The organism is Acidovorax sp. K2F (assembly GCF_025246485.1).
Lineage (GTDB): Bacteria > Pseudomonadota > Gammaproteobacteria > Burkholderiales > Burkholderiaceae_C > Acidovorax > Acidovorax delafieldii.
The window spans coordinates 1-4,531 of record NZ_JAOBSQ010000073.1 but is presented as its reverse complement, the minus strand read 5'-3'; the positions used below and the strand labels follow the sequence as shown (position 1 = coordinate 4,531).

Sequence of the window (4,531 nt, the reverse complement as noted above, 5' to 3'; positions counted from 1 at the left end):
CAAGGCAGGCGGCTGGTTTTACACCCCAGAGCAGGTGCGCGAAGTGGCCGCATTGAGGCATGAATTGCTATCCCTTGTGAAGCGCAAAGTTTAGCCGCCCAAAAAAAGTTCTGCGTAAGTTATGCATATTGCTTGACGCAATAGTTATTCATATCGCATAATTCACTCGACCGCCCAGCTAGGGCGACGGAGTGAAACATGCCGACCACCATCCCCGCCTTCATCGACGCCGGCAAGGCGCGTGCCGCAAGCGCTGATGCCGCCATGCTCGCCCAGGCAGCGAAGAAAGCCCAGGCAGCTCTGCAATGGGCCTTGGCTGCGAGCCTCTACGACCAGGCCGCCGACGCCTTGCAACCTAACCCGCACACCGGCAAGGAAACGATGCAGGCCCAGGCGCACCGCCGCAGCGCCCGTAACTGCCAGGCCCTGGTGGGCACCACTGCCCCGCCGCGCGCCATCAAGGACGCCCCTGAATACGGCCACATGACCCGCCAAGCCATCGCCGAGCACGACGAGGAATGGCGCGGGCACGGCCTCTAAATCCTGTCGCGCCGCTTTACCCCCTTTTTCTGTCTCACCTGACGGCGGGACCATCAGCAATCGAAAGGATGCACATGAAACAGATCACCCTCTTCTGCCGCCTGGCTGGGATGCGCCGCGCCGCTGGTGCTGTGCCCATCAAGTCACTGGCCTGGGCCGGTGGCCTGCTGTGGCGCGCACGGAATTCCGCGTAACGCAAAAGTGACTTTTCAGTGAGTCGCAATTTCTTGGCAATCCACCTACGCTAACCCCATGCACCTCGAACTCACAGGCGCCGAGACAGGCGACCAACTTGTCAAGCAGCTGGTCTACCTGCGCGGCATCGCGCGCCGCATCGTCAAGGTACGAATTGAATCCCGGGAGGTGCTGGCTGAAAACGCACGCCTTCGGGACCGCCTGGGCACGGGCACACCAGACGGTGCACGGGCAGCAGTCGTCGCCGCAAAGCTGCAGGAAGGCATGCTGCAAGCGGAATCGATGGAAATTGAGATCGGCAACTACCTGATGCCCCTGTGTGACGCGCTCGACCGCACCGCAACGCGCGAGCAGATCTTCGAAGCACTGAATATCAACACGGCCGACCGGGACACGGAGACGATCCGCGAGTACGGCGACAAGGCGCTGTACCTGATCACCGTGTTGCACCTGGAGAACTCGGCGATGAACCGCCGCGAGGACTGGGCGTCACCTAAAAGCCAGCCGCTGCAGTGGTGTCACACCATGGCCTTGATGCGCGCGATGACCACCAGCCCGAGGCTGGACCGCATGCTCCACGAAGGCGCAAACGAGTTCTTCGGCGGTGTGTTCGGCGAGTACCGCGAGCGCCCGCTGATGGAGCGCCTGGCTGGGAGGACCGTGTGATCTCAGAAGGGAATATCCGCGTCCATGTCGTCAAAACCGCTGCTACTGGAGGGGGGCGGCGCAACTACGCGGCGCCTCGGCCAACTCGGCATAGCCTCGGGCGGCTCGTCTCCCGCCGCGACGGCTTTCACCACCTCCCAGCTATCTCTGAGCCTTTCAAACACCAAAGAGCTCTCTTGAACAGTCCAAGTCCATTCGTTGGAAACCTTGTGGAAGGAGCCTCTCCAAAAGTAGCCACTCTCTTTGATCAGTTTCCAGATGATCTGCTCATCATGCGTGAGCAGCTCCGGAAAACTCAATGCCAATTTTGCCAAGCGATCAGCCTCATCGACGTCCCAAAGGGACTCAGCTTGGGACAGAAGCGTGATGCTGCCGCTGTCCCATTCCCGAAGGTTGAAGCGATCAAGCGAGTCCTCTATTGCCCACTCGACAAAGCTACTGAGGGTACGCCTCTGCTTGCGCGCCGCCAGTTCAGCCAAGTAGCGGAGTTTCGGGTCAAGGCGAACCGTCGTGATCTCCGACCGCGACAGTTTGCTCCCGCCTTTGGATTTCTTGGGTTCTTCAGCCATGCAGGAGATTGTACGACCCGTAAGCGTACAGCATACAAATAATTCTTCAAAACTACTTGTATTGTCTTTTATTACATCGTAAGCTAAACGCACACGACACCACCATGAGCATACAAACCCAAACCCAGAAGCCCGAGCCCAAGCGCCCGGATTCAATTCGTATTCCCGCCGATCTGCGCAGCTACCTGCGCGGCGAGGCAAGGAAAAACACCCGGTCGTACTCCGGTGAAGTCGTGCACCGCCTGGAGGCCAGCCGCCAGGCAGATCAGCAAACCCAGCAGAAAGGACAGCCCCAGTGAGCAACGAAATCATCATCTCCGGTGTGACCTCGCAGGTCATCAGCTACAAGGGGCAGCGTGTTTGCACAACGCGCCAGCTTGCCAGCTTCTACGGCTGCAGCGAGAAGAACATCGGCGACAACCACTCGAACAACCGCGCGCACTTCGAGGAGGGGAAGCATCTGTTTAAGCTCAGCGGCGCGGAGCTTCGCACCCTGGCCGCTTTGCAACCCGACGAAATCGGGTCGCAAATCTCCAGCAAGACCCGCTCTCTGATCCTGTGGACCGAGCGCGGCGCAGCGCGCCACGCCAAGATGCTGACCACCGCCGAAGCCTGGGAGGTGTTCGAAGATCTGGAGGATCGCTACTTCCGCCCGGCCGCCCAACTCGCTCTGGCAGCTCCCGCCGCTGACAGCGTGGCGGCCATCATCTTGATCGGCGAGGCTGTGGCCAAGGTGCCTGGGGTGAAGCCGGGGATCGCCATGGCCGCCACCTTGACTTGCATCCAGCAAAACACCGGCATCGAGACGGCTTCAATGCGCCTTGCCCTCCCAGCTGCCAACGAGGGCCCACTGTGTTCGCTCAACGCGACCAATCTGGGCAAGCTGGTTGGAATGGGCGCCGCGGCCACAAACAAGCGTCTCCAGCAGATGGGCCTGCAGGTGAAAAACGCGCGTGGCGATTGGGAATTGACCGAAGCAGGATTGGCCTGGGCCGAAGCTCTCCCATACAGCGCTGAAACAGGTCACAGCGGCTATCAAGTGCTGTGGAATCCAGCAGTCGCCGACAAACTCCGCGCAGCGGCATAGCTACGGCTGCGAAAAAGTGGAGCGCTCCATTTACCGATCGTGACCGGCCGCCGCACAGTGACCCAGGCCACAAATTTGGAAACGTCACGATTTCGGGTGTTTTTCGCCCCCCTTTTTGCAGGTCCGGGCCTTTAAATTCTTGGACCAGGAGAACGAACCAGTGAACCACCAGCACCACAACCAGTAGCCCCAAAAAGGCGAGCCCCGCCCGGAACATCTCACCGCACCGGACGGGGCTCTAGATCAGCCCAAACCAGGACAGACCATGACGAATGATGCCACGCAGACAGCGGCAGGGACAACCCTTGCCGGAACCAGCCCAAACAAGGGCACTCCGAACCGCCGCCCTACCCCGCAAATGCGCCGGGTTGAACCGGACTTCAGCCCATCTCTGATAGTGCTGAGCTTGCGCCCCGAGGGCTCGAAGTTCAATGGTGACCGTATCGAACGTGCCCAGGAGTCGGGCTTTGACTGGCTCAAAAAAATCCATCTGATCGGCATGTCCGATCCCGACACCGGCGGCGAGATTGCGCGTCATGTCGTCCACGGTGGCCATGAGGCATTCGGCGCGCTGAAGGAAATCCAGATCCACATTAACCCAGAGACGTGCGCATGGGCATGGGGTGCTGGCGATCTCCTTATGGACCGGTTGAAAAGGTACGCGGTACTGATCGGCGCGCAAGTCTGCGACGGCCTGGGCCAGCCACTGTCAATGGAGGACATGACTGCGATCGGCGATCACATCAATGCAGTGATGGCCAGACGGCAGGACGAAGAACGCATGGCCCGCACGGTGACGCTGCCCAATGGTGAAAAGAGGGAGCTTTCTGAGCTCTCATTCGCTTATGTCGTGACCCGTGAGGCAGGATCGAAGAAGAGAACCTACCGCACCGTGCAATTTGACGTTCCCAGCCTTCCCTATTACCAGGGCAGGGAACTAGGAATGCGGATGGCTGGCGAGGTGGTGAAGTTCTATGTGAAGCACCAGACCGCGCCCCTGGACATCCTCGGCATCATGCGCGAGGCAATGAGCCTTGACGGGCTTGACTACGACAAGGCAACCAAGGCCAATGTGGCATCTGGTTTTCTTGAAGTGCTTAGCACCTTGATCCGTGTTGGTGCGACGAACCTGAATCCCAATTGGCTGGATCAAAAAATCAAGCGGCAAGGGGTGCTTCACGAGGAATGGCTGATCGACAACGAAGAGCGGAAGACCGAATTCGTCGCGCGCATGAAGGCCGCTCGCGAAGCCAAGCAAATGAATGGAGGGAAGGCATGAACGCCGCAACTCTCTCTGCGCAGCCAGTTACAGCGGCCAAGGCGTCTCTGCGCACTGGAAATGCTGCGCCGCAAGCCGCGAATCCTATGCAAGAGATTGACCAACTGATCCAGCCGGTGGCACGCCAGATTGCGGTTCTTTTGCGCCCCCTCACCGATGGATGGACGTGGGGAGCTGAATTCCCAGGAAAGTCAG

General features: G+C 59.6%; 7 protein-coding genes. 6 read left to right on the top strand and 1 reads right to left on the bottom strand.

What is annotated here, in order from left to right; genetic code table 11:
* The first annotated feature begins 198 nt into the window (after nucleotides 1-198).
* Nucleotides 199-540, top strand: a complete 342-nt coding sequence (locus tag N4G42_RS25115; RefSeq protein WP_260669129.1) for a hypothetical protein — start codon at nucleotides 199-201, stop codon at nucleotides 538-540.
* 252 nt (nucleotides 541-792) lie between these two features.
* Complete coding sequence (locus N4G42_RS25110; protein WP_260669128.1) at nucleotides 793-1,401, top strand: hypothetical protein; 609 nt, start codon at nucleotides 793-795, stop codon at nucleotides 1,399-1,401.
* A gap of 2 nt (nucleotides 1,402-1,403) precedes the next feature.
* Here N4G42_RS25110 and N4G42_RS25105 read toward each other — a convergent pair whose 3' ends face one another.
* A complete protein-coding gene (locus N4G42_RS25105; RefSeq protein WP_260669127.1) occupies nucleotides 1,404-1,970 on the bottom strand; it encodes a hypothetical protein in 567 nt (188 codons plus the stop codon).
* Nucleotides 1,971-2,074: 104 nt separating this feature from the next.
* Here N4G42_RS25105 and N4G42_RS25100 point away from each other — a divergent pair, with 104 nt between their 5' ends.
* The 4 genes from N4G42_RS25100 to N4G42_RS25085 form a co-directional block, all read left to right on the top strand.
* Nucleotides 2,075-2,269, top strand: a complete 195-nt coding sequence (locus N4G42_RS25100) for a hypothetical protein (RefSeq protein WP_260669126.1) — start codon at nucleotides 2,075-2,077, stop codon at nucleotides 2,267-2,269.
* Nucleotides 2,266-3,057, top strand: a complete 792-nt coding sequence (locus N4G42_RS25095) for an ORF6N domain-containing protein (RefSeq protein WP_260669125.1) — start codon at nucleotides 2,266-2,268, stop codon at nucleotides 3,055-3,057. Before N4G42_RS25100 ends, N4G42_RS25095 begins: the two co-directional genes overlap by 4 nt.
* 265 nt (nucleotides 3,058-3,322) lie before the next feature.
* On the top strand, nucleotides 3,323-4,336 hold the full coding sequence (locus N4G42_RS25090; protein ID WP_260669124.1) for a hypothetical protein: 1,014 nt from the start codon (nucleotides 3,323-3,325) through the stop codon (nucleotides 4,334-4,336).
* Nucleotides 4,333-4,531, top strand: a 199-nt coding sequence (locus N4G42_RS25085; RefSeq protein ID WP_260669123.1) for a hypothetical protein, incomplete at its 3' end; no start/stop codon positions are given. The genes N4G42_RS25090 and N4G42_RS25085, both read left to right, overlap by 4 nt.

What these genes read in the sequence shown, in the direction of transcription:
- N4G42_RS25110 (WP_260669128.1), top strand. Translation starts at nt 793, where the DNA reads ATGCACCTCGAACTCACAGGCGCCGAGACAGGCGACCAACTTGTCAAG.
- N4G42_RS25115 (WP_260669129.1), top strand. Translation starts at nt 199, where the DNA reads ATGCCGACCACCATCCCCGCCTTCATCGACGCCGGCAAGGCGCGTGCC.
- N4G42_RS25100 (WP_260669126.1), top strand. Translation starts at nt 2,075, where the DNA reads ATGAGCATACAAACCCAAACCCAGAAGCCCGAGCCCAAGCGCCCGGAT.
- N4G42_RS25090 (WP_260669124.1), top strand. Translation starts at nt 3,323, where the DNA reads ATGACGAATGATGCCACGCAGACAGCGGCAGGGACAACCCTTGCCGGA.
- N4G42_RS25105 (WP_260669127.1), bottom strand. Translation starts at nt 1,970, where the DNA reads ATGGCTGAAGAACCCAAGAAATCCAAAGGCGGGAGCAAACTGTCGCGG.